We start from the raw sequence: 22,371 nt of genomic DNA, 5'->3' as shown, positions 1-22,371 counted from the left end.
AAAGACAAAAACCCAAACCCATAATTCGCCAGACTATGAATTATGATGGTTTAGGTTTTGCCTGTATAACAGTAACAATCCTGATGTGCTGCGCGGATATAAATAACACGCTGCACACCAATCTACCAGAGGCTTATTTTACAAATCAGCAGAAACGTGATTTAGCTCGCGAGAAATTTCTTCTGCAATTTCAGCAGATGTTTTACAGGTTCGAATAATAGAAAATAGATGTCCTGCTTCTATATATTCTTTACGCAAATAACCCAGCCACTGTTTAATACGTGCGACATGATATAAGCCCGTATCGCCCTGTTTTTCCAGCTGGACATATTTCGCCAATAAAGCAACGACCTGCGGCCATGGCATGCGAGGTTCGTTGTACTTAATCACCCGGCTGAGGTTCGGTACATTCAGTGCACCGCGCCCAATCATCACCGCATCGCACCCGGTGACTGCCATGCAATCCTGCGCGCTTTGCCAGTCCCAGATTTCACCATTGGCCACCACGGGAATAGACAATCGCTGGCGGATGTCACTGATTGCCTGCCAGTTAATGCGCTCTGCTTTATAACCATCTTCTTTGGTGCGGCCATGCACCACCAGTTCTGTCGCACCGGCCTGTTGCACCGCATCGGCAATCTCAAACTGGCGCGCGGGGCTGTCCCACCCCAGACGCACTTTTACCGTGACCGGCAGATGAGCAGGAACGGCCTCGCGCATTGCTTTCGCGCCGCGATAGATCAGCTCGGGATCTTTCAACAGCGTCGCGCCACCACCGCTGCCATTAACCAGCTTCGACGGACAGCCGCAGTTCAGATCCACGCCCCATGACCCGAGTTCAACCGCCCGAGCGGCGTTCTCCGCCAGCCACTGCGGGTATTGCCCCAGTAGCTGTACACGCACCAACGTACCGGAAGGCGTGCGGCTTTGTCGGTGCAGTTCAGGGCAGATTTTATAAAATGATTTTACCGGCAGCAGTTGATCCACCACCCGCAAAAACTCGGTGATGCAATGATCGTAATCGTTAACCCCGGTAAGCAGCTCGCGCACCAGCGAATCGAGCACACCTTCCATTGGCGCCAGTAATACACGCATAAATCACCCCAAAAAATGAGGCGCCATAGTAGCGCCTCTGTCACGGCGTGGAAAGTGCCTTTATCGGGCGGAAAAACTACACTTGCCGGTAGCCCGCGGGGAAAATCTTGTGGGAATGCATAACGTTCCAGAATGGAATGTTTGGTATGCTCACAATTCATGATGTGATCAGTAGCACGTTTTTAGCTTTAATTGTATGATGAATGCGTTTCAGCAAGGGCTTTCACCATGAGTAAATCATTGAATATTATTTGGCAATATCTGCGTGCTTTTGTACTTATCTACGCCTGCCTGTACGCAGGGATCTATATCGCGTCACTTCTGCCCATCACGATTCCCGGCAGCATTATCGGTATGCTGATCATGTTCGTACTGCTGGCGCTACAAATCCTGCCCGCGAAGTGGGTCAATCCGGGCTGCTATCTCTTGATCCGTTATATGGCGCTGCTGTTTGTGCCTATCGGGGTTGGCGTGATGCAGTATTACGACCTGCTACGCGCGCAATTTGGTCCCATTATTGTTTCCTGCGCAGTCAGTACGGTGATTGTATTTCTGGTGGTGAGCTGGAGCACTCATCTGGCGCATGGTGAACGTAAAATCGCCGGGCAAGAAGGTGATAAAGAATGATGACGTATATTTGGTGGTCGTTGCCACTGACGCTGGCGGTCTTTTTTGCCGCCCGAAAACTTGCCGCGCGTTTCAAAATGCCGCTGCTGAACCCGCTGCTTGTCGCCATGGTGGTGATCATTCCCATCCTGCTGCTAACCGGTATCCCTTACGATCACTACTTTCAGGGCAGCAAAATCCTCAACGATCTGCTGCAACCTGCGGTGGTCGCACTGGCCTTCCCGCTTTATGAGCAGTTGCACCAGATCCGTGCGCGCTGGAAATCGATTATCACCATCTGCTTTTGCGGTAGCCTGGTGGCAATGATTTCCGGTACCGCCATCGCCCTGCTGATGGGGGCAACGCCGGAAATCGCCGCATCGGTGTTGCCAAAATCCGTCACGACACCGATTGCGATGGCCGTGGGGGGCAGCATCGGTGGCATTCCCGCCATCAGCGCCGTCTGCGTGATTTTCGTTGGCGTGCTGGGAGCGGTCTTCGGTCATACTTTTCTCAATCTTATGCGCATACATACCAAATCCGCCCGCGGGCTGGCGATGGGTACGGCTTCGCATGCGCTGGGCACCGCGCGCTGCGCCGAAGTGGATTATCAGGAAGGGGCATTCAGTTCACTGGCATTAGTGATCTGTGGGATTATTACTTCGCTGGTGGCTCCGTTTCTGTTTCCATTGATCATGGCTGTATTGCGATAAACTTTGCGATTGGTCGCGCAATTTTAATTTCAGTTTCATAAGTTGCACATGCAATGTGATAAAAATCACACATAATCACCCTGTTGCCCCGTAAACTACGGTTCCAATACACGATTATGAGGCAACGCCATGCATTCACGTTTTCACACTGCGTTTTCCGGGCTTGCGGGAGATTTGCAAACCGCGCTGGCGCCTCTGCTGGCGGATGAGCACTTCCCCGCTATGCTGAGCGCGGCGCAGGTGGCGACTTTGCGTAGCGCCACCGGCATGGATGAAGATACACTGGCCTTTGCGCTGTTACCGCTTGCAGCGGCCTGCGCCCGCACCGATTTGTCGCATTTCAATGTTGGCGCTATTGCCCGTGGCGTCAGTGGCATCTGGTACTTTGGCGCCAATATGGAGTTCCGCGGTGCAACGATGCAACAAACTGTACACGCCGAGCAGAGCGCCATCAGCCATGCCTGGCTGCGCGGCGAAAAAGCCCTCTCTTCCGTCACCGTGAACTACACCCCTTGCGGGCATTGCCGCCAGTTTATGAATGAACTGAACAGCGGGCTGACCCTGCGCATTAACCTGCCGGGACGCGCCCCCCATACGCTGGGCGATTACCTGCCGGACGCTTTTGGCCCAAAAGACTTGGAGATCAAAACGTTATTGATGGACGAGCAGAACCATGGTTTTGCTGTGAGCGGAGAACCGTTAGCACAAGCAGCGATCAGCGCAGCGAACCGCAGCCACTCCCCTTACACGCATTCTCCTTCCGGGGTTGCGCTCGAATGTCGTGATGGGCGTATTTTCTGCGGCAGTTATGCGGAAAATGCCGCTTTCAACCCGACACTGCCACCGTTGCAGGGCGCACTAAACTTGCTCAATCTGAGTGGTTTTGATTACGCAGATATTCAACACGCGCTGCTGGCTGAACGCGCTGATGCGCCACTCACACAGTGGGATGCAACCGTCGCCACGCTGCGTGCATTGGGCTGCCAGCACACCGACCGCGTACTGCTTGCATAATGTCTGTCACTGCGGGTTCACGCCCGCAGTGATGAAAAAGCCCGCAATTGAACCTCTGTTTCTTGCGCTTGCCGGACGGGTAAAGTAGCCTGAGTTAAATTTCAAACCTGTACCGAGTCTCCTGCATGTTAAAGCGTTTGCTATACAGCCTGTTAGTCCTGATCGGCTTACTGCTGTTAACGGCGCTGGGTCTTGATCGCTGGATGAGCTGGAAAACCTCGCCCTATATCTATGACGATTTGCAGGATCTGCCCTGGCGGCAGGTGGGCGTTGTGCTTGGCACCGCGAAATACTACCGCACGGGTGTTATCAATCAATATTACCGTTACCGTATTCAGGGCGCGCTGAACGCCTATAACAGCGGTAAGGTCAACTACCTGTTGCTCAGCGGCGATAACGCGATGCAAAGCTATAATGAGCCGATGACCATGCGTAAGGATTTGATTGCCGCAGGTGTCGATCCCTCCGACATCGTGCTCGACTATGCTGGTTTTCGCACCCTCGATTCGATTGTCCGTACGCGTAAGGTCTTTGATACCAACGATTTCATCATTATCACCCAGCGTTTCCACTGTGAGCGTGCGTTGTTTATCGCCCAGCATATGGGGATCCAGGCGCAGTGTTACGCCGTGCCATCGCCAAAAGATATGTGGAGCGTTCGGGTGCGGGAATTCGGTGCGCGGCTCGGCACCATCGCGGATCTCTATATGTTCAAGCGCGAGCCACGATTTTTAGGCCCGCTGGTCCCCATTCCATCCTTGCAGGAAGTGCCTGATAATGCGCAAGGTTACCCGGCCGTCACCGCCGGGCAACTGTTTGAGATGCAAAAGAAAGGGAAAAACTGATCCGGCGTCAGTACGCCGACACATTGCGGTTGGCGCTCTTCACGGGTCTGATAAGGGTAAAATCCCGCGCCCTAAACGCACGGTGATCGATAACCTCCTCCTCGTTCCTGTCAAGCGTCCATAAACCGCTCAGCGCATTAAAGGAGAATATCGTCTCCCCCTCCGGCGTATCGACAAGGTCCTCGCCGGTTTTTAAATACCCCGCCGAGCAGTGAATACGGGCTGGCGCTGCGTTCTTCATTTTGAATTCGATTTTGCGAAAACCGGTAGGCACCGTGCAAAAACAGTAAAACGGCAGGGAGGTGACCTTGATATCGCCGGGAGTGGCAACCACTTCGCCATCGCGCAGTAATTCAATGCCCTTAAGGCAGAAATTCACATGGTTGGTTTTTTCGTGCGGAAGGTGATCAACTTTAAAATACACAACATTCATAGGCGCCCCTCTGAGCTGCAGATACTAATTTCAGAGATTTACCTTTCAAGCGTAAGTACCGACGGAGCGGAAGGCATTCAGAATTGACTTAATTGTTAAATCCGCCGGCTAATTGCGCACGCTCCGGGACGAAATTTGCAAGCGTATAAAAAACTATCGCGCAGAGGACAAAAGCGTTTCAAAGCGGCTGCGCGAAGTCTCTTAAAGGGTGTCAGGCGACTTTGTCTTCACAGCGGTGCAAACTGCGCTCCAGGTCATAGATCAGGCTTTTGACCATTTCCGGTGTCAGGCTAAAAAATTGCGAATCAAAAGTTGTCGCGCCAGGTCCATAAGGCGACGTACTGTAGCCAAATTTGACTACCACACCATTTAAATCTTCCACCGGCCCAACCTGCCAGCCGATCACGGGAAATGCAGGAAACGCGAATTCTTTGTCCATCAGAATTACCTCATTAATGCTGTGCCTTATTTGAGCGTAGCATCGAAGCGGAAAATTTAACAAATTTGTTTGGACAAAGTTTTTTTCGCCTCCTCCCCGTTCATACCGTATTAATGGCAGGCATAAAAAAAGCCCGCTGAAACAGCGGGCTTGTTGAATATGACACGCTTATTTCTTACGCGCGTATTTCAGTGAGTCCAGCGCCACCGCAAAGATGATGATGCCGCCTTTGATGATGTACTGCCAGTACGGGTTAATACCAATATAGGTCAGACCGTAGTTGATAACGGTGAAGATAATAACACCGGTCACCACGCCCAGTACGGTACCCACACCGCCGCTGAAGGAAACGCCGCCCACCACACAGGCTGCGATAGCATCCAGCTCATACATAAAGCCGAGGTTGTTGGTCGCAGAACCGATACGGCCCGCTTCCAGCATACCGCCAAAGGCATAGAACACCCCGGACAGCGCATAAATCATCAGCAGGTTCAGCGCCACGTTCACGCCGGACACTTTCGCTGCTTCCGGGTTACCACCGATAGCGAAAATGTTTTTGCCAAAGCGGGTTTTATTCCACAGGATCCAGACAAAGACGACGGCAATTAACGCATAGAAGGTGATATACGACAGTCGGAAACCACCCAGCGCAATGAAACCCTGTGTAAAGGAGGAGAAACCACTGTCGAAGCCAGAAATCGGCGATGCACCTACAAAGTCGTAGTACAGGGAGTTGATACCGTAAACGATGATCATCGTACCCAGCGTGGTGATAAACGGTGTTACGTTCAGGTAAGCAATAACGATACCGTTCACCAGCCCGATAATCGCGCCAATGGCGCAAACAATCAGGATCACCACCGGAATCGGCATGGTGGCCATGTCCGGGAAGACTTTATTGGCGTTTTCCATGGATTGCAGCAGCGTTGCGGCAACCACCGCTGCCAGGCCCACCTGGCGCCCGGCGGAAAGGTCAGTGCCCTGTGTAACAATCAGCCCCGCCACGCCCAGCGCGATAATAATACGCACAGAAGATTGGGTCAGAATGTTACTTAAGTTCAGCAGACTTAAGAATGTGGGATCCTGGAAAATAATAATGGCCAGTAACACTAAAAGAACAACATAAATGCCGCCGTCTTTCAGATAAGTGAGAAAAGTTTTTATTTAACGCACTCATGAGGAGCCCCTGATCTTAAAGGTGCAAAGACGCAAGACGGAGAATTTCGTTTTGCGTTGTGGTTTTAGTGTCAACAATTCCGGAAACGAGGCCATTGCTCATTACCAGAATACGGTCAGTGATGCCTAACAGCTCAGGCATTTCAGAGGAAATAATAATGATCCCCTTATTCTTTTTCGCCAGTTCGGCAATCAACTGATAAATTTCAAATTTCGCACCAACGTCAATACCACGCGTTGGTTCATCGAGCATTAAGATTTCTGGCTGAGTTAATAACCAGCGACCGATAATGACTTTTTGCTGGTTACCACCAGACAGTGAACCAATTTGCGTACGGTGTCCTGGCGTTTTCACGCGCATTGAATCGATAACCCATTGGGTATCACTCTTCATGCGGCTATTATCCAGCAAACCGACTTTGTTCTTGTAATTCTGAATATTGGAAATCAGCGAGTTAAAACCGATATCGAGATAAGCATAAATACCGGTAGAACGACGCTCTTCGGTTACCAGAGCAAAGCCATTATTAATCGCTTCATTCGCATTATGATTATTAATTAGCTTGCCATGCAGTTTAATGGTACCGGCGGATTTCTCACGGATACCAAACAGCGTCTCGACGATATCAGTACGTTTTGCGCCAACCAGACCGGCGATACCGAGAATTTCGCCTTTGCGCAGATCAAAGGAGACATCGCGAATAGACGGCTGACGCAACGAGGTCAGGTTACGCACTTCAAGGATCGTTTCGCCTGGCTCGTTATGCTTGTCCGGGAAGCGCTGGTTCAGCGAACGTCCCACCATCATGGCGATGATCTTATCCATATCCAGCCCTTCCAGCGGCTGAGTGGCAATCCACTGGCCGTCGCGCAGGATGGTTATTTCATCGCACAGTTGGAAGATCTCTTCCATTTTATGAGAGATATAAACAATACCGCAGCCGCGATCTTTCAGCTTACGGATAATTTTAAACAGATGATTGACTTCTTTTTCCGTCAATGACGACGTTGGTTCATCCATAATAACGATTTTGGCGTCATAGGAGAACGCTTTCGCAATTTCAATCATCTGCATTTGCGAAACAGATAATGTGCCCACGCGTGCCCGCGGGTCGATATCGATATCCAGCTCATCAAAGATAGCTTTCGTATCGCGGTACATTTTATCCTGATCGACAAACACGCCTTTAGTGGGATAACGCCCCAACCACATGTTATCCATCACGGAACGTTGCAGCACCAGGTTAAGTTCCTGGTGAACCATTGAGATACCATTTTCCAGTGCTTCTTTAGCCGAATGGAAATCGATCTCTTTCCCCTGAAAAAGGATGCTGCCGGAATCTTTTTGATAGATCCCAAAAAGACATTTTAATAACGTTGATTTACCCGCGCCGTTCTCACCCATTAATGCATGAATAGAATGAGGACGAACTTTTAAATTGACATTATCGAGTGCCTTTACGCCTGGAAAAGACTTGTTGATATTGCTCATTTCCAACAAGAATTCACCTGACGACTGAGTATTATTGCTGACCATAATTGTACCTTGTTGGCCTGGCATATCATGTTGTTATAAAAGGGCGTATTGATTAATACGCCCTGTGAAAACAGACTAGCTAAATATTATTTACCAGTAATCTGATCAAGGTTGTCTTTATCTACACCCACGTAAGGAATACGAACAACTTTGTTGTCGATCTTCCAGTTGGTGCCATCTGCGGCACCTTTACCTTCGGCGAGGTTTTTCGCCAGGTCGAAGCTGGCTTTCGCCTGGTTATTGGCATCGTTCAGTACGGTACCCGCCATTGCGCCGGATTTAACCAGTGCCAGGGCTTCAGGCAGCGCATCCACGCCAAATACCGGAATTGAGCTCTTGTTGTGCGCTTTCAGCGCTTCAACAGCACCCATCGCCATGGCATCGTTGTTGGCAATGACCACTTCAATTTTGTTTGCGTTCGGGCCGGAGAGCCAGGCATCCATTTTGTCTTTCGCCTGTGCGGTATCCCACATTGCGGTATCCAACGCCAGTTGCTGCGTTTTGATGCCTTTATCGTTCAGCTCTTTGATAACGTAAGTGGTACGTGCTTCAGCATCCGGATGGCCCGGTTCGCCTTTCAGCAGTACGAACTGGATCTGACCGTCTTTGTTCAGGTCCCAGCCCGGATTTGCCGCCCAGTGTTTGGCGATCAGGTCGCCCTGGATAACACCGGATTCTTTAGAGTCGGTACCGACGTAGTACGCTTTGTCATAGCTATCCAGCGCTTTACGGGAAGGTTCTTTGTTGAAGAATACCACCGGCACGTTCTGGCCGCGGGCTTTCTCAATAACGGTGCCTGCAGCAGCCGGGTCAACCAGGTTGATGGCCAGCGCTTTCACGCCTTTCGCCAGCAGAACGTCAATCTGATCATTCTGTTTGGATTGGTCATTCTGGGAGTCGTTCATCAGCAGCTGAACATTTGGCGCTTCTTTGGCATCTTTCTCAATCGCCTTACGCACAACGGACATAAAGTTGTCGTCATACTTATAGATGGTCACACCAATGCGGGTATCCGCTGCGTGTGCGGCTGCGCCGAAAAGCATGCTTGCCATTACAGCAGACAGAGTCAACACCTTCTTATTCATGGTATCTCCGGTTTTTTATATGCAGGGTAGTTCTTGTGAAAAATGCTCGGTGGGAAGTATGTTATTGAAACGTTACTTTCGACCGAAGTTCACTCTAAAAAATCCATTCGTCCGTGTACGGTAACGCTCCACAAATTCGCTTTCTTCGATGTGTCATGGCGGCTATGCACTGCTAAAGTGAATAATCACCGTTACATCGTGTTTCAGCTTCTAAGACGCTGACATCATAGTCAGCGCCTTGTTAAGATACTGTGAATTTACTCACAGATTGAAAACGGTTACATCACCGAACATTATAAGTTAGTGATCGAAGCCACAGTTTGTCGACCAGTCACCGAATGGCGGCGCACCAGCGTGGGCATAAAACAATGAGATTCCTGCGGATCCAGCTTTCCTGCGGCACCCAGCAGCGCCAGCTCGGTCGCCAGACGCGCCATCGACGCCACCGGATAGCGCACGGTGGTAAGCTGCGGATCGGTGTAGCGCGCAATCGGGATATCATCGAAACCAATCAACGACAAATGCTGTGGCACAGCAATGCCGTTATCTTTTAGCGCAGTCAGCGCACCAGCGGCCATGCTGTCGTTGTAGGCAAACACCGCCGTGAGCTGCAAATTGCGCCCCAGCAGCTCAACCATGGCCGCTTCCCCGCCCTGCATGTCCGGTGAGCCTGTGCCAACCCAGCTATCCGGTGCAGCTATTCCCTGCTCTTCCAGGGCGCGGAACCAGCCTTCGCGGCGCAAATCGTTATCTTCAATATGGTGGCTGGACGCCAGATAGCCGATGCGCTGATGACCATGGTTAAGCAACATACGCGTTGCCATCATCGCGCCGCTGATGTTATCCAGACAGACGCAGCGATGGGCGTAACCCGGCACCAAACGGTTAATCAACACCATGCCCGGCACCTGCTCCATAAAGCCAGTCAGCTCTTCGTCACTTAACGCTTTCGAGTGAACAATCAATGCATTACAACGCTGGCGGATCAGAACCTCAATGGAGTGGCGTTCTTTTTCCGCCTCGTGATAACTGTTACCAATCAGCACATACTTTTGATGTTGCTGGGCAACGGTATCCACCGCCTTCACCAGTGCGCCGAAGAAGGCATCGGACACATCCATCACCACCACACCAATGGTATCGCTGACCTGCGTGGCCAGCGCCTGAGCGTTGGCATTCGGGCGATAGCCAAGCTGAGCGACCGCCTTCATCACCGTTTCACGCGTATCCTGACTTACCAGCGCACTGTTATTCAGCACGCGGGAGACCGTCGCGACAGAGACGCCCGCCTGACGGGCAACGTCACGAATGGTGATCATTTTTACTCACCTTTGCTGGATTGCGGCAGTTCACAGTCACCCCCTGGGTTTAGTAAGGAGGCTATTCTGTCAGTCGGCGGGAGATTGCTGCGTGAGTGACATCACATGAATGGAAACGGTTACATCCGTTTTGTTAACGATTGTGATCCAGATCGTTATCTGGATGTTCGCGCCAATGCTGTTCCCGCAGCACGTGCGGTACATTGCCGCCACAACCACTCCATCGGGCCCTGACGAAAACGCTTAAGCCACAAGAGAGAAAACAGGATATTGGCAGCCCATACCGGCGGAACAAAGGCCAGCAACTGGAGACGGTCGAACTTCATAAATAAACCGAAGTGATTAAACAAGGTAATACAGATCAACGTTTGCAAGAGGTAGTTGCTTAACGCCATGCGGCCAACGCAGGCGATCGCATTGGCCCATTTGCTGGCGCCAATCTGCGGCCAGAAGCCATACGCCAGAGCGGCATAGCCTATAGCCTGAAACGGTGCGCTCAGTTCGCGCGGTGCCTGCAAAAAAAAGGCACACCAGCGATACGACCAGCCAAGCTGCCACTGCGCGACAATCGCAGGCAGGTTGATCAGCATACCCAGCGTAATCAGCAGCGCGCCAACGCGCCGGTAATGCCGCAGGCTGAATTGCCCTTTCAACCAACCGCTGCGCATCAGCGCTGCTCCCAGCAGCATCAATCCCGCCAGTTGCCAGCCATACTGCGCGCCGAGTGCCAGCAACGCATTCGATAACATATCCGCCCGGTTGCTGATCGCTTCTATCATGCTACCGCTGGTTTTCCACCAGGCTTCATATTGCAGGTTCGCCGCATCCGGTAACCAGGAACGGTTTGGCTGACTGCCGGAAATCCCCCCCAGCAACAGCAGCACCACAATGCCCATCAGATAGAGCACAACGCCGGTATTGAACATCGTCTTCACGCTTTGCGCATCACGCACCATGCGCCAGGCTATCAACCCCACCAGCCCGTAAGCCAGAAGAATATCGCCATCCCAGAAAAAGAGGCCGTGAATAAAGCCCAGCAATACCAGCAAAGTCAGTCGTGACTGGATCCAGCGTTTACCGCGCGGCAACAACATTTGCAAACCCGCGCCAAATAAGAGGGCAAACAGCGACAGGAATTTTACTTGTGCAAAGAGATCGAGAAAGGCCCAGGTCCAAGCGTCACGTTGCGTGATCTCGCCATACCAGGCAGGGTTGGTATAGGCCGCCTTTGGTAACCCGAAGGCGGTGATGTTCAGAAGCAGGATCCCAAGAATGGCGATGCCACGAACAAAATCCAGCGTGACATTGCGTTCCATGTCTCCGGCTCCCCGATAATCAGTTATGGTGGCGTACAGCGCGCAGGAACTCCTGGCGGGTATTCTGGCTCGATTTGAACAAACCGCCCAGAGAGGTAGTGGTGGTGGCGCTGGTGGCATCACGAATGCCGCGCGCTTTCACACAATAATGCACTGCATCAATGGATACCGCCACATTATTGGTGCCCAGCAGCGTTTGCAGTGCCGTGAGGATCTGTTGCGTTAAGCGTTCCTGCACCTGAGGACGCTGAGCGAAGAACTGCACAATGCGGTTAATTTTTGATAGACCAATCACCGACTCCTTCGGGATATATGCAACGGTCGCTTTCCCGTCGATGGTGACGAAGTGGTGCTCACAGGTGCTGGTCAGCGTAATATCGCGTACCGTGACCATCTCATCCACTTTCATTTTGTTTTCAATCACGGTGATCTTCGGGAAGTTGGCATAATCGAGGCCGGAGAAGATCTCATCAACATACATTTTGGCAATGCGATGCGGCGTTTCCATCAGGCTGTCATCATTCAGATCGAGGTTAAGCAGTTGCATAATCTCGGTCATGTGCCCGGCAATCAGGCGCTTGCGGGTTTCGTTGTCCGTTTCACGGACCGGCGGACGCAGCGGTGTTTCCAGGCCGCGGGCGACTAAAGCCTCATGGACGAGAGCCGCTTCTTTACTGAGTGATGACATTTTTTATTCTCCTGCAGGTGTGGCGTGCTTCGCCTTTAGCGCAGGCGAAGTGAACAATCATTGTGCGTGAGGTCGCGCACATAATCCAGTCCTGACGCCGATAATTATTGAAATTCCGCCGGCTTTCTGGGTGTCGGTTTCCACACCAGAATCCCCCCTATCAGCAAGGCGAATGCCGCCACCCCAAGTGCCGGTTCAAGACGTTGCGTCAGCCAGGTCGAGAGCGCCGACGTCATCGGCCCCACCAGTTGTCCCAGCGCATAGCCGGTGGTCAGCAACCCGGCCATATAACGGGTGTGATCGGGGGCAAGCTCCCGACCGTACAACAGCGACAACTGTACTGCACAGAGAAAACCACCGCCAACCAGCAGCGCGCCAGTGACCAGACCGCTCATCCCTGGTAGCAGCCATGCCGCCAGCACACCCACGCCCTGTAACCACAGCACTATCGCCAGACGTTGATAGCTGTGGCCCACATGGCGCAGCAAGATGCTTAACACAATCCCCACCACCGACGCCGCGCCAAATACCGGCCAGACAAACTGGGCGAATAAACTGCCAGGGAAACGCAGCGCCGCCATTTGCGAAAGAAATGTCGCGGGCAGGATATAACCAAATCCGGCGAGACTATAGCTCCATACCAGCCGTATAAGATCCGGCGTCAGGTGCAACGGTTGCGCTTTTACGCCAGGCCGATGCCACTCTCCCGGTCGCGGCAGATAACGCGCGATAAATGCCACCAGTAACAGCGCGAGTACGCCATAGACCTGCCATGCGGATGCCGCGGTCAGTCCTTTGGCCTGGATCGCCACCGCCAACAGACCGCTCAAAGCGATACCCGCGCCCGGCCCGGCAAACACTGCGGCACTCAAGCCCGGCCGCCCGGCATGTGCCAGACGTTCGTTGCTCCAGGCGGCGATCAGCACCATCGCCCAGCCGCTCATTGCGCCGATCACCAGCCGTAATGCGCCGTGCAGCAGTGCGTTATCGGCAATGGATGACAAGAATGTCAGCGCCACCGCACCGCCAATGCCAGCATACAGGCGCAACTCAATATGCTGCCTGGCACGCATCGCATCCCATGCACCCAACAGATAACCGAGATAGTTGATAGCAGCGACCAGTCCGGCACTGGTCAATGTGAGCTGACCATCGCGGATCATTAACGGTACCTGCGGCGTAAAGGCAAAACGCCCGATTCCCATTGCCACCACCAGCACAATAAACCCGCAAAGCGCAACTTTGCGTGCCATGAGCACCCCATTTGTTAAAGTAAAGTTATGTTTATGATGCAATATGTGGCATTTATGCGGAAGTGAAAGTTACTCACAGGGCAATGAATAATCTGTATTATTAAGAATGTCACCCATCTCCCCCCGAAATGACTGAGGAGCCCTGCATGGAATTGCTCGAAGAGCACCGCTGTTTTGAAGGCTGGCAACAGCGCTGGCGCCACGACTCCGCCGTACTCAACTGTACGATGACCTTTAGCATTTTTTTACCGCCACAGCGTACAGCAACGGCGCCACCCGTCCTGTATTGGCTCTCCGGCCTGACCTGCAATGATGAGAATTTCACCACCAAAGCAGGGGCACAACGCGTAGCGGCCGAGCTGGGCATTGTGCTGGTGATGCCGGATACCAGTCCGCGCGGCGACGCGGTGGCCGATGCCGACAGCTACGATTTAGGCAAAGGCGCCGGGTTCTACCTCAACGCCACGCAGCAGCCCTGGGCTGCCCATTACCGGATGTATGACTATCTGCGAGATGAGCTGCCGGCGCTGATCGCTGCGGAATTTAAGGTCAGTTCACGTTGTGCGATCAGCGGTCACTCTATGGGCGGCCACGGCGCGCTGATCATGGCGTTGAAAAACCCGGGTCGTTACACCAGTGTCTCTGCTTTTGCGCCTATCGTTAACCCGTTGCAGGTTCCCTGGGGGCAAAAAGCATTTACGGCTTATCTTGGGGAAGATAGCGAACAGTGGCGAGCCTGGGACAGTTGCGTCCTGATGCTGGAAAGTGGCGAAGCGGATGCTATCCCAACGCTGATTGATCAGGGCGATAACGATCAATTCCTCGCCGATCAACTGCAACCGGCGCGGCTGGCGGAAGCGGCACGGCAAAAATCCTGGCCGCTGACGTTACGTATTCAGTCCGGCTACGATCATAGCTATTACTTTATTGCGTCGTTTATTGAAGATCATCTGCGCTTCCATGCGCAGTATCTGCTGAAGTGATCTCAGCCCCGGCGGTTTCCCACCGCCGGGTTTGCCCGTCAGAAGCGGTAATCCACGGCCATAAAGTAGCGGCGACCTTCTTCGTTGAAGCTGTAGTCGTCGCGATTCAGGTCTTTATCCCCCAGGTTCAGCACACCGGCGCGCAGTTTCACGTTCTTGCTCGCCTGCCAGGCGCCGCCCGCGTTCCAGATAACATAACCGCCAGGCGTCATGCCCTGCGATACGGTACGTTTTTCACCGCTATAGTTTGCGGAGAGATAGAACGACCAGTCCTGCGTCGCTTGCCAGTCCAGCGTACCATTGGCGGTGTGGTACGGCAGATCCTGCAACGGCTTGTTGCCGCCGCCGCTGAGATCGCGACCATCGTTATAGGTGTAGTTCAGCGTCACTTTCCATGCATCGCTCAACGGCACTTTCAGTTCGGTTTCCAGCCCCTGGATCCGCGCTTTATTGACGTTGTAGTAACGGAACACCGGCACCCGTTTGCCGTTAGCATTACGCTCAAAGCCAACGAAGTTGGCGTAACCCGGCGCTTCAGTCAGGCTGGCGGTGCGACTGATATTGATCATATCCTCAATGTTATTCTGGAAGGCGGTCACGCTGCCCTGAACGCCTTCCAGCCATCCCTCTTCGCCGCTGTAGTAAAGACCCAGTTCAAAACTTTCGCTGGTTTCCGGTTTCAGTTCCGGGCTACCCACCACGCGACAACTGCCGCGACAAGAGTTGGTCGCCCAGTCCGGGCTGAGCTGCAACAGTGATGGCGCTTTAAACGCCGTCGCCCAGCCGCCTTTGACCGTGACAGTATCGGTGGCGTTGTACACCAGGTAGGCGCGTGGGCTCCAGTGATCGCCATAGGTGTCATGATCGTCCATGCGCACGCCGGTGGTGAGCGCCAGCGGTTCGACAATACGCCACTCATCTTCCACAAACAGCGCGTACTGGTTAGCTGAGGTTTTGCTACTGCTTCCCCCCGTCAGGTTGACTGGATCCTGTAATTTGTCGTGTCGCCATTCGCCGCCGACGGTGACCAGCTGATTGATGGCACCAAGCGGCAGCACATACTTGCCATCGAGGGTGGTGTTTTGTGAACGAATCTGGCCGCTGTTACCGGGGTTTTTATTGTCGATCGTCTCACCGTAGAATTTCAGCTCACTGTTGCCGACGCCCCAGCGGCCGTTATGCGCCAATGAGTAGTTCTGCCTGTCGAGGCGATTTTTATTCAGCGAGTCGGAATTCCGGTCCTGGCGATCGTAGCCATAACCGGCGGTAACATCGTGATCCGCCGTCGGCGTCCAGGCGAACTCAACGTTGCTGTCACGGCTGGTAAATCCCTCCATCCGCGGCGTAAGGCCACTGGCATCGGTCTGCGAAGGTTGCTGCTGATCTTTCTCGCGCTTCGCCACGCTACCGTATGCTTTCACGCCCAGGACACCCTCAATCAGCGGGCCGCTGGTGTAGAACTGACCATTCCAGCTATCGCCACGATTCCGGTGCTCCTGGACGGTGCTGTCAGCGGTCACACTGCCGGTCCAGCTCTGGCCGATTTTTTTAGTGATGATATTCACCACGCCGCCAAGAGCATCAGAACCATACAGAGAAGACATCGGCCCGCGTACCACTTCAATACGCTCGATGGCTTCCACCGGGATCCAGTTGAGGTCGAAATCGTTGTGGCGAAATACCGCATTGCGGGAGTTGACACGTTTGCCATCAATCAGGATCAAGGTGTAGCTGCTGTCGAGACCGCGCAAACTGACGCCTTTACGGTTATCCCCTTCGTTAGTGAGCTGTACGCCGGGCACCTCTTTCAGTACATCTTTCAGGTTTTGCACCGGCTTACGCTGGAGGTCTTGTTGCGTAATAACGCTGATACTGGCGGGGGCATCTTTCAGGTTCTGTTCGCTGGCTGACGCGGTCACTACCAGCGTTTCATCACGCTCTACGGCAGCCATCGTTGGCAGCGCCAGGGAGAGTGCGGACGCACAGAGGCCTCCCCGGACGATGGGATTCAAGGTAAACATTCCGTAACTCCATGAGGTAACTACAAAAAATTGCGAAAATACTGCTCACATGCAATAAACCACGCCCCATTACATTGACGGGGCGGCGGTGTGTCAGGGGGTATTCTGGCGCTGCAAAAACAGACTGATACCTTGTTATTCAGTGGGTTACATTAATGTAAACGATAACCATTATCAATTTCAGAAGTTCAAAGTTATGTAAATTGTTACAACTCAGGCGAGTCAGGCAGGCAAAAAAAAGCCCTCCGAACAGAGGGCTAAAGAGTGAATTTACTTGGTAAAGCGTTCCGGGAACTCCATTTCGCTGTAACGCACGAAACGGGTGCCTTTAGAGAATTTGTAACCGAACCAGATAACCAGGAACAGCGGAATGCCGATATAGGTCGCAGTGACCGCTCCCCAGTCAATGGTATCAGCAAGAAACGCCTGATAATTCTGCCCCAGGGTGATGATCAGACACAACACGAAGGCGAAGATCGGCCCGATAGGAAAGAAACCAGAGCGGTATGGCAGATTATCCAGTGAATGGCCCTGCGCAACGTAACCACGGCGGAAACGGTAGTGGCTGATGGCTATCCCCAGCCAGGCGATAAAGCCGGTCATCCCGGAGGTATTGAGCAACCACAGGTACACCGTCTGATTTCCAAACATGGAGGTCAGGAAGCACAACGCAGCAATCACCGTGGTGGCATACAGCGCATTACGCGGCACACCGCCTTTCGATAATTTGGCGAAGATGCGCGGCGCTTTGCCGTCACAGGCCAGGGTGTAAAGCATACGCGTGGAAGCATACATGCCGGAGTTGCCCGCCGACAGCACCGCCGTCAGGATCACCGCATTCATCACCGCCGCCGCTGAGAGCAGGCCCGCATGCTCGAACACCAGGGTGAACGGGCTTACGCTGATATCTTTCACATCATTGCGCAGCAGACTCGGGTCGGTATAAGGAATAATCAGACTGATAATCAGGATCGCAAAGACATAAAACAGCAGGATACGCCAGAACACCTGCCGCACCGCACGCGGAATGTTCTTTTCCGGATCTTCCGATTCACCCGCCGCGATGCCAATCAGTTCCGTCCCCTGGAAGGAGAAGCCGACAATCATCGCCACGCCAATCATCGCCGATAAACCGCCAGCAAACGGCGCATCGCCGATGGCCCAGTTACTCCAGCCTGCCGGTTTTTCCCCCTGGAAAATACCGACAATCATCATCACACCAACAATGATAAAGATAATCACCGTCGCCACTTTAATCAGCGAGAACCAGTACTCCGCTTCGCCAAACCCTTTTACGGAGATGTAGTTCAGCAGGAAAATCACGGCCAGGAACAACGCGCTCCAGATCCAGCCCGGTGTATCCGGGAACCACCAGGTCATCACCAATTGCGATGCAACCAGGTCAACGGCGATGGTTACCGCCCAGTTGTACCAGTAGTTCCAGCCCAGTGCGAAGCCAAAGCCCTCTTCCACATACTTCTGACCATAGGTCGAGAATGAGCCGGACACCGGCATAAACGCGGCAAGTTCGCCAAGGCTGGTCATCAGGAAGTAGACCATCAGACCAATAAGAATATAAGAGAACAGCGCGCCCCCCGGGCCCGCTGAAGAAATGGTCGCTCCTGATGCGACAAACAACCCGGTACCGATTGAACCGCCAATCGCGATCATCGTCAGGTGACGCGCCTTCAGTTCACGACGCAGCGTGGGCGCTTGTGTGGTTTTTGTTTCGGAAACCATAAGAAAAAGCTATCCATCCAAAAAATGAGGCGCGATTGTAGCAAACGAAACGCAGCCCTTCTGGCATAAAACGTCTGTTATTAGAGACCTTCATGATAGGCAGCGAATTATAAGTAAAGCAGTGAATGGGCAATGTTGCGAGGATGTAAATAAGCTCCCGCAGGGCTGCGGGAGCGGTGGATCAATTCAGACCACGAACCGAGGCGATAAACTGTTGCAGTTCTGGCGTGCGTGGCTGCGTGAAAAAGGACTTACTCTCCCCCTGCTCCCAGACTTTACCCTGATGCATAAACACCACACGGTCGCCCACTTCACGGGCGAAATTCATTTCATGCGTGACGAGGATCAGCGTCATCCCTTCAGCGGCAAGCTGCTCAAGCACACGCAGCACCTCGCCGACCAGTTCCGGATCCAGCGCAGAGGTAATTTCATCACACAGCAAGACTTTCGGTTTCATCGCCAATGCACGGGCAATCGCCACACGTTGCTGTTGCCCACCGGAGAGGTTCGCCGGGTAGTAATCAATACGTTCGCCCAGCCCCACTTTTTCCAGCATTTCAGTGGCCAGCTTACGGCACGCATCGGCAGGCAATTTCAATACCCGGCGGGGTGCCAGCATCACATTCTCCAGCGCGGTCATATGCGGAAACAAGTTGAAGTTTTGAAAAACCATGCCCACAGAACGGCTGATTTCCCGCGCCTGAGACTCCCTATCGGTGACAGTCATACCGCCGAGCTTAATGCTGCCATCCTGGTAACCTTCCAGCCCATTCATACAGCGTAATAATGTACTTTTGCCAGAGCCGCTACGGCCAATAATCGACACCACTTCGCCCATTTCGATATCCAGGCTTACGCCTTTTAATACGTGGTTGTCGCCATAATATTTCTGAACATCATTAATGGTGATGAGCGGCATGGAATTTTTTCTCCAGATAACGGCTGTAACGCGACAGCGGATAACACAGCAGGAAGTAGCCCAGTGCGACCAGGCCAAAGACTTTAAACGGGGCAAAGGTCACGTTATTCAGCATCGTCCCGGCTTTGGTTAACTCAACAAAACCGATGATCGATGCCAGCGCCGTGCCCTTGATCACCTGCACAGAAAAGCCCACCGTGGGCGCAATAGCAATGCGTATCGCCTGCGGTGCGACCACGCGAAATAACGTCTGCCCGAAGCTTAATCCCAGGCAGCGACAGGCTTCCCACTGCCCTTTCGGTAGGGCGTTGATACTGCCGTACCAGATATCAAGCAGAAACGCGCTGGTAAATAACGTGAGCGCCAGCGTAGCGGCGGTCCATGCGCTTACATCGATACCGAACAGCGCCAGGCCGAAAAAAGCGAGGAACAGTTGCATCAGCAACGGCGTGCCCTGAAACAGCGCGGCATAACCGCTGATCAGGCGTTTTGGCCAGCGCCAGCGGCTAATGCGCAGTACCAGCAGTGGCAGCGTGACCAGCGTGCCGCACAGAAAAGCAATCAGCGACAGCAGCACCGTCCAGCGCGCCGCCAGCAGCAGATTGCGCAGAATATCCCAGTCAGTAAAGGTACTCATCAGCCCTCGCTCCCTAACCATTTACGGCCAATCGCCAGCAACACCTGGCGCATCAGCAGCGAAAGCGCCAGATACAGCAATGTGGTGACGAAATAGACTTCAAAACTTAAAAACGTGCGCGACTGGATCAGGTTGGCCATAAAGGTCAGCTCTTCATAAGAGACTTGTGAGACCACCGACGAACCGAGCATCACGATAATGCACTGACTGACCAGTGCAGGATAAATGCGCTTCAGGGAGGGCGGCAGGATCACCCGCAAAAAGGTCTGGGATTTGGTCAGTCCCAACACACGCGCCGCTTCCCACTGCCCTTTCGGCGTGACCTGGATCCCGGCGCGAATAATCTCCGTGCTATACGCGCCGAGGTTGACCAGCATGGCGATCAGTGCCGCTTCTCCGGCGGTCAGTTTCATTCCAAGACTGGGCAAGCCAAACACAATAAAAAACAGTTGCACCACAAACGGCGTATTGCGGATCAACTCCACATATGCCCCCCATAATGCGCTTAGCAGACCGGGTTTTCCGCTGCGCAGGGCGGCACCGACAATCCCCAGCGACACACCGCCGACCGTCGCCAGTGCGGTGAGCGTCAGGGTAGTCCACAATCCGGCCAGCAGCTCTGGCCAGAAGGGCCAGAGCGCAGCGAAATCAAGCGAAGTCGTCATGCGTTTATGCGCCGAAGTTGGCCGGTAACGGTGCCTGCATCCATTTCTGCGACAGGGTGTTCAGTGAGCCATCTTTTAGCGCCTGATCCACCAGCTTATCGACTTCAGCTTTCAGTGCCGGTTCGTTTTTCATCAGCCCGATATAGCACGGTGAGTCTTTCAGCATAAACTGGCTGACCGGGGCTTTTTGCGGGTTTTGACGCGCAATAGCGGCAACGACCACGTTCCCGGTGGCAAGATACTGGACCTGCCCGGACATGTACGCCGACAGCGTGGTGTTATTGTCTTCGTAACGTTTCACGTCCGCGTCTTTCGGCGCGATATCGGTCAACACCATATCTTCAACCGCGCCGCGGGTAACGCCGATGGATTTGCCGCTCAATGCTTTCGCATCAGGTAATGTTGCCTCCTTTGGACCAAAAACCCCAAGGAAGAACGGCGCGTACGCCCGGCTGAAGTCGATCACTTTTTCACGTTCGGCATTTTTCCCAAGGCTTGAGATAACCAGATCAACTTTGTTCGTTTGCAGGTAGGGAACACGGTTGGCGCTGGTGACCGGCACCAGTTGCAACTTCACTTTCATGCCTTTCGCCAGGTACTCCGCCATATCAATGTCGTAACCCTGTGGTTTCAGATCCGTGCCCACCGAGCCAAAGGGCGGAAAATCCTGGGGTACGGCAACGCGCAGCACACCGCGCTTCTGAATATCCTGTAACTGATCCGCCAGTGCCTGCCCGGCGCATGTCATCATTAATGCCGCACCGGCTGCCGCCATCATCCACTTCTTCATCATCAACACCTCATCGCCCATGAAACAAAAGATTCTTTGATTCACTTTTTGCAACTAATGTGCCAATGCGATATATCGCGTTCAGTGCACGTAATCCGTAGGATTCCAGGATGAATCGATAGTTTCATTGCTGCGCCCGCTCCCTAAAAAAGTGCAGACGCATGATGATGGTGCAATCAGAGGGCGCAGTAGCGAATAAAACGGTTCAGCGCACTGGAAAGGTGTTTTTGCCGGTGATGAATGCGCCACAAGGTGCGCACCAGGCGAGGTAGCGGGATCGGGACTTCAACCAGCGTGCCACTCTCAAGCTGTTCAGCAATAACCCGGCGGGAGAGACAACTGATACCCAGACCGTGGCGAACCGCGTGCTTAATGGCTTCGGAATTGCCCAGCTCCATGCCGAGATGAAACTGCGGCAAATGCGACAGCAGCAAATAGTCGACAATTTCGCGGGTGCCGGAGCCGCGTTCACGCAGGATCCACGGCGCTGCGGCCAGTCGCTCCAGCGTGACTTCCCTCTGCAACAGCGGCGCAGAAGGGGCGGCGAACACCACCAGTTCATCCTCAAGCCAGGGCTCAGCAATGATTTCTGCAGTGTGGCACGGCCCTTCAATCAGGCCAATGTCCACACGAAAATCCGCCACGGCATTGATCACATCCTGACTGTTGCCCACGCTCAGCTCCAGCGGTAACTCCGGAAAATCGCGGCGGTAGCGGGCAATCACTTCCGGCAGAATGTAATTGCCTATGGTGCTACTGGCAAACACCCGCAGCGCACCATTGTCTTCACGAAAGAGTTGCTCTATTTCCGTTGCCTGCTCCAGCGCCGCCAGTGCTTTAGGATAGAGCAGCCGACCATGCTCATTGACCACCAGCCGTTTACCGACGCGATCGAATAACTGCACACCCAGTTGGCCTTCCAGGTCGGTGAGAGCTGCGCTTACCGCCGACTGAGAGAGCGCCAGCCGCTGTGAAGCCTGGGTGGTGGAGCCGCTTTTCAGCACTTCAGCAAAGACTTCAAGCTGACGCAAAGTAATATGCATAGAGAGGTCACTTACCACTTATAAAGATTGATTATAAATATATAATCAATTTTA

General features: G+C 53.3%; 21 protein-coding genes and 1 pseudogene. 5 read left to right on the top strand and 17 right to left on the bottom strand.

The window, feature by feature from the left end:
* Positions 1-138: 138 nt before the first annotated feature.
* Positions 139-1,095: a tRNA dihydrouridine(16) synthase DusC gene (gene dusC / locus O9K67_RS08270; RefSeq protein WP_061494009.1), complete on the bottom strand. Its 957-nt coding sequence runs from the start codon at positions 1,093-1,095 to the stop codon at positions 139-141.
* A 228-nt stretch (positions 1,096-1,323) separates the two neighbouring features.
* Between dusC and O9K67_RS08265 the strand changes: the two genes are divergently transcribed.
* The 4 genes from O9K67_RS08265 to sanA all read left to right on the top strand — a co-directional run bounded on the left by O9K67_RS08265 (position 1,324) and on the right by sanA (position 4,273).
* On the top strand, positions 1,324-1,722 hold the full coding sequence (locus O9K67_RS08265) for a CidA/LrgA family protein (protein WP_061494008.1): 399 nt from the start codon (positions 1,324-1,326) through the stop codon (positions 1,720-1,722).
* On the top strand, positions 1,719-2,414 hold the full coding sequence (locus O9K67_RS08260; RefSeq protein ID WP_061494007.1) for a CidB/LrgB family autolysis modulator: 696 nt from the start codon (positions 1,719-1,721) through the stop codon (positions 2,412-2,414). The genes O9K67_RS08265 and O9K67_RS08260 overlap by 4 nt, the downstream gene beginning before the upstream one ends.
* 129 nt (positions 2,415-2,543) lie before the next feature.
* A complete protein-coding gene (cdd, locus tag O9K67_RS08255) occupies positions 2,544-3,428 on the top strand; it encodes a cytidine deaminase (RefSeq protein ID WP_061494006.1) in 885 nt (294 codons plus the stop codon).
* Between the two features lie 125 nt (positions 3,429-3,553).
* Positions 3,554-4,273 carry an outer membrane permeability protein SanA gene (sanA, locus tag O9K67_RS08250; protein ID WP_061494005.1) on the top strand — a complete coding sequence of 240 codons (720 nt, stop codon included), beginning with the start codon at positions 3,554-3,556 and terminating at the stop codon, positions 4,271-4,273.
* Between the two features lie 7 nt (positions 4,274-4,280).
* Here the strand turns inward: sanA and O9K67_RS08245 are convergent, their stop codons facing one another.
* From O9K67_RS08245 to O9K67_RS08205, 9 genes and pseudogenes are all read right to left on the bottom strand, one after another.
* Entirely contained in the window at positions 4,281-4,706 is a 426-nt protein-coding gene (locus O9K67_RS08245; RefSeq protein ID WP_061494004.1) for a hypothetical protein, read from the bottom strand.
* Positions 4,707-4,917: 211 nt separating this feature from the next.
* Complete coding sequence (locus O9K67_RS08240; protein WP_061494003.1) at positions 4,918-5,145, bottom strand: hypothetical protein; 228 nt, start codon at positions 5,143-5,145, stop codon at positions 4,918-4,920.
* A gap of 168 nt (positions 5,146-5,313) precedes the next feature.
* Positions 5,314-6,322: pseudogene (mglC, locus tag O9K67_RS08235) on the bottom strand (galactose/methyl galactoside ABC transporter permease MglC).
* A 15-nt stretch (positions 6,323-6,337) separates the two neighbouring features.
* Positions 6,338-7,858 (bottom strand): galactose/methyl galactoside ABC transporter ATP-binding protein MglA, encoded by a 1,521-nt coding sequence (gene mglA / locus O9K67_RS08230; protein WP_061494001.1) that lies wholly within the window; start codon positions 7,856-7,858, stop codon positions 6,338-6,340.
* An 86-nt stretch (positions 7,859-7,944) separates the two neighbouring features.
* On the bottom strand, positions 7,945-8,943 hold the full coding sequence (mglB, locus tag O9K67_RS08225) for a galactose/glucose ABC transporter substrate-binding protein MglB (RefSeq protein ID WP_061494000.1): 999 nt from the start codon (positions 8,941-8,943) through the stop codon (positions 7,945-7,947).
* 293 nt (positions 8,944-9,236) lie between these two features.
* Positions 9,237-10,262 carry an HTH-type transcriptional regulator GalS gene (gene galS, locus O9K67_RS08220; protein ID WP_061493999.1) on the bottom strand — a complete coding sequence of 342 codons (1,026 nt, stop codon included), beginning with the start codon at positions 10,260-10,262 and terminating at the stop codon, positions 9,237-9,239.
* Between the two features lie 155 nt (positions 10,263-10,417).
* Positions 10,418-11,578, bottom strand: coding sequence for a DUF418 domain-containing protein YeiB (gene yeiB / locus O9K67_RS08215; protein ID WP_061493998.1), 1,161 nt, complete (start codon positions 11,576-11,578; stop codon positions 10,418-10,420).
* A gap of 19 nt (positions 11,579-11,597) precedes the next feature.
* Entirely contained in the window at positions 11,598-12,266 is a 669-nt protein-coding gene (gene folE, locus O9K67_RS08210; RefSeq protein WP_061493997.1) for a GTP cyclohydrolase I FolE, read from the bottom strand.
* A gap of 104 nt (positions 12,267-12,370) precedes the next feature.
* The gene (locus O9K67_RS08205; RefSeq protein ID WP_061493996.1) at positions 12,371-13,519 is read right to left on the bottom strand and encodes a YbfB/YjiJ family MFS transporter; all 1,149 of its coding nucleotides are present in this window, start codon (positions 13,517-13,519) and stop codon (positions 12,371-12,373) included.
* Between the two features lie 146 nt (positions 13,520-13,665).
* Between O9K67_RS08205 and fghA the strand changes: the two genes are divergently transcribed.
* The gene (gene fghA / locus O9K67_RS08200) at positions 13,666-14,502 is read left to right on the top strand and encodes an S-formylglutathione hydrolase (protein WP_061493995.1); all 837 of its coding nucleotides are present in this window, start codon (positions 13,666-13,668) and stop codon (positions 14,500-14,502) included.
* A gap of 38 nt (positions 14,503-14,540) precedes the next feature.
* Here fghA and cirA read toward each other — a convergent pair whose 3' ends face one another.
* The 7 genes from cirA to yieE all read right to left on the bottom strand — a co-directional run bounded on the left by cirA (position 14,541) and on the right by yieE (position 22,317).
* Positions 14,541-16,523, bottom strand: coding sequence for a catecholate siderophore receptor CirA (gene cirA / locus O9K67_RS08195; protein ID WP_061493994.1), 1,983 nt, complete (start codon positions 16,521-16,523; stop codon positions 14,541-14,543).
* A 270-nt stretch (positions 16,524-16,793) separates the two neighbouring features.
* On the bottom strand, positions 16,794-18,263 hold the full coding sequence (locus tag O9K67_RS08190) for an amino acid permease (RefSeq protein ID WP_061493993.1): 1,470 nt from the start codon (positions 18,261-18,263) through the stop codon (positions 16,794-16,796).
* 181 nt (positions 18,264-18,444) lie between these two features.
* Entirely contained in the window at positions 18,445-19,182 is a 738-nt protein-coding gene (locus tag O9K67_RS08185) for an amino acid ABC transporter ATP-binding protein (protein ID WP_061493992.1), read from the bottom strand.
* The gene (locus tag O9K67_RS08180) at positions 19,163-19,819 is read right to left on the bottom strand and encodes an amino acid ABC transporter permease (RefSeq protein WP_061493991.1); all 657 of its coding nucleotides are present in this window, start codon (positions 19,817-19,819) and stop codon (positions 19,163-19,165) included. Before O9K67_RS08180 ends, O9K67_RS08185 begins: the two co-directional genes overlap by 20 nt.
* The gene (locus O9K67_RS08175; protein ID WP_061493990.1) at positions 19,819-20,484 is read right to left on the bottom strand and encodes an amino acid ABC transporter permease; all 666 of its coding nucleotides are present in this window, start codon (positions 20,482-20,484) and stop codon (positions 19,819-19,821) included. Before O9K67_RS08175 ends, O9K67_RS08180 begins: the two co-directional genes overlap by 1 nt.
* A gap of 4 nt (positions 20,485-20,488) precedes the next feature.
* Positions 20,489-21,274, bottom strand: a complete 786-nt coding sequence (locus O9K67_RS08170; RefSeq protein WP_061499851.1) for a transporter substrate-binding domain-containing protein — start codon at positions 21,272-21,274, stop codon at positions 20,489-20,491.
* Positions 21,275-21,450: 176 nt separating this feature from the next.
* Entirely contained in the window at positions 21,451-22,317 is an 867-nt protein-coding gene (gene yieE, locus O9K67_RS08165; protein ID WP_061493989.1) for a DNA-binding transcriptional regulator YeiE, read from the bottom strand.
* Positions 22,318-22,371: the final 54 nt, after the last annotated feature.

The organism is Kosakonia oryzendophytica, assembly GCF_027886705.1.
Lineage (GTDB): Bacteria > Pseudomonadota > Gammaproteobacteria > Enterobacterales > Enterobacteriaceae > Kosakonia > Kosakonia oryzendophytica.
The sequence above is the reverse complement of the archived record's forward strand: the minus strand, read 5'-3'. Positions and strand labels throughout refer to the sequence as shown.

Coding starts and splice junctions, on each gene's coding strand:
- mglA (WP_061494001.1), bottom strand. CDS start 7,858: ATGGTCAGCAATAATACTCAGTCGTCAGGTGAATTCTTGTTGGAAATG.
- O9K67_RS08170 (WP_061499851.1), bottom strand. CDS start 21,274: ATGAAGAAGTGGATGATGGCGGCAGCCGGTGCGGCATTAATGATGACA.
- O9K67_RS08245 (WP_061494004.1), bottom strand. CDS start 4,706: ATGAATGTTGTGTATTTTAAAGTTGATCACCTTCCGCACGAAAAAACC.
- cirA (WP_061493994.1), bottom strand. CDS start 16,523: ATGTTTACCTTGAATCCCATCGTCCGGGGAGGCCTCTGTGCGTCCGCA.
- yieE (WP_061493989.1), bottom strand. CDS start 22,317: ATGCATATTACTTTGCGTCAGCTTGAAGTCTTTGCTGAAGTGCTGAAA.
- O9K67_RS08265 (WP_061494008.1), top strand. CDS start 1,324: ATGAGTAAATCATTGAATATTATTTGGCAATATCTGCGTGCTTTTGTA.
- dusC (WP_061494009.1), bottom strand. CDS start 1,095: ATGCGTGTATTACTGGCGCCAATGGAAGGTGTGCTCGATTCGCTGGTG.
- O9K67_RS08185 (WP_061493992.1), bottom strand. CDS start 19,182: ATGCCGCTCATCACCATTAATGATGTTCAGAAATATTATGGCGACAAC.
- mglB (WP_061494000.1), bottom strand. CDS start 8,943: ATGAATAAGAAGGTGTTGACTCTGTCTGCTGTAATGGCAAGCATGCTT.
- O9K67_RS08180 (WP_061493991.1), bottom strand. CDS start 19,819: ATGAGTACCTTTACTGACTGGGATATTCTGCGCAATCTGCTGCTGGCG.
- O9K67_RS08240 (WP_061494003.1), bottom strand. CDS start 5,145: ATGGACAAAGAATTCGCGTTTCCTGCATTTCCCGTGATCGGCTGGCAG.
- folE (WP_061493997.1), bottom strand. CDS start 12,266: ATGTCATCACTCAGTAAAGAAGCGGCTCTCGTCCATGAGGCTTTAGTC.
- O9K67_RS08190 (WP_061493993.1), bottom strand. CDS start 18,263: ATGGTTTCCGAAACAAAAACCACACAAGCGCCCACGCTGCGTCGTGAA.
- O9K67_RS08175 (WP_061493990.1), bottom strand. CDS start 20,484: ATGACGACTTCGCTTGATTTCGCTGCGCTCTGGCCCTTCTGGCCAGAG.
- sanA (WP_061494005.1), top strand. CDS start 3,554: ATGTTAAAGCGTTTGCTATACAGCCTGTTAGTCCTGATCGGCTTACTG.
- galS (WP_061493999.1), bottom strand. CDS start 10,262: ATGATCACCATTCGTGACGTTGCCCGTCAGGCGGGCGTCTCTGTCGCG.
- O9K67_RS08205 (WP_061493996.1), bottom strand. CDS start 13,519: ATGGCACGCAAAGTTGCGCTTTGCGGGTTTATTGTGCTGGTGGTGGCA.
- cdd (WP_061494006.1), top strand. CDS start 2,544: ATGCATTCACGTTTTCACACTGCGTTTTCCGGGCTTGCGGGAGATTTG.
- fghA (WP_061493995.1), top strand. CDS start 13,666: ATGGAATTGCTCGAAGAGCACCGCTGTTTTGAAGGCTGGCAACAGCGC.
- O9K67_RS08260 (WP_061494007.1), top strand. CDS start 1,719: ATGATGACGTATATTTGGTGGTCGTTGCCACTGACGCTGGCGGTCTTT.
- yeiB (WP_061493998.1), bottom strand. CDS start 11,578: ATGGAACGCAATGTCACGCTGGATTTTGTTCGTGGCATCGCCATTCTT.